This window comes from Pseudomonas sp. P5_A2_2 (assembly GCF_054177685.1).
The window spans coordinates 1-1,066 of the sequence record NZ_JBGCUL010001318.1; the positions used below are offsets into that span (position 1 = coordinate 1).

Genomic DNA, 1,066 nt, shown 5'->3' on the forward strand with positions numbered 1-1,066 from the left:
CCTGAAAAGCATCGGCATGCGCTTCATGACCGCGCCACCGGAGACCTACTACGAAATGCTCGAAGGCCGTTTGCCGAACCACGGCGAGCCGGTTGGTGAACTGCAAGCACGGGGCATTTTGCTGGACGGTTCGTCCGAGTCGGGCGACAAGCGTCTGCTGCTGCAGATATTCTCGGAAACCCTGATGGGGCCGGTGTTCTTTGAGTTCATCCAGCGCAAGGGCGACGATGGTTTCGGCGAAGGCAACTTCAAGGCACTGTTCGAATCCATCGAGCGTGACCAGGTTCGTCGTGGTGTTCTCTCCACCGACTAAGCCGTTACACCGATAAAACTGTGGGAGCGAGCTTGCTCGCGATAGCGGTTGTACATTCAACATTAATGTTGACTGACWCACTGTAATCGCGAGCAAGCTCGCTCCCACATTTTGTTTCCCACATTTGTTTTGTGTGAGCTTAAGGCCTGCGCTGCCGCACCAGATGCTTGAACCCTTCAAACATCAGCACCAGCACGGCCATCCAGATCGGGATGTAGGTCAGCCATTCGCCGGCCTTGATGCTCTCTCCCAACAGCAATGCCACCCCCAGCAGCAGCACCGGTTCGACGTAGCTCAACAGGCCGAACAGGCTGAACGGCAACAAGCGGCTGGCAATGATGTAGACCACCAGCGCCGACGCACTGATCACGCCGAGCAGCGGGATCAACAGCGACAACCATGGATGCTGGTCAAACACAGCGAAACCTTGCGCGCCGCTCTGAACGAACCAGACGGCCACCGGCAGCGTCAATGCCATGTCCAGCCATAACCCGCCGAGGTTGTCCGCCGCCAGCCGTTTGCGCAGGATGAAGTAGGTCGGATAGCCAATGCAGACCAGCAAGGTCGCCCAGGAAAAACCACCGACCCGATACACCTCGTTGATCACGCCCAGGCAGGCGAATACCACGGCAACTTTTTGCAGGTAGGACAGGCGTTCGCCGTAGGCCAGGCGACCGGTCAAGACCATGGTCAGCGGCAGCAGGAAATAGCCCAGTGATACGTCGAGGCTGTAGCCGTTGAGCGGCGCCCACA

Annotated in this window: 1 protein-coding gene and 1 pseudogene; one reads left to right on the plus strand and one right to left on the minus strand. The window is 58.2% G+C overall.

From position 1 onward, the window contains the following. Positions 1-313 (plus strand): annotated as a pseudogene (locus ACXRVY_RS31085) (4-hydroxyphenylpyruvate dioxygenase); the annotation flags it as partial. Between the two features lie 139 nt (positions 314-452). On the opposite strand, the gene rarD reads toward ACXRVY_RS31085, so the two are convergent. Further along, the coding region (gene rarD / locus ACXRVY_RS31090) for an EamA family transporter RarD (protein ID WP_458239216.1) at positions 453-1,066 on the minus strand (614 nt) is incomplete at its 5' end.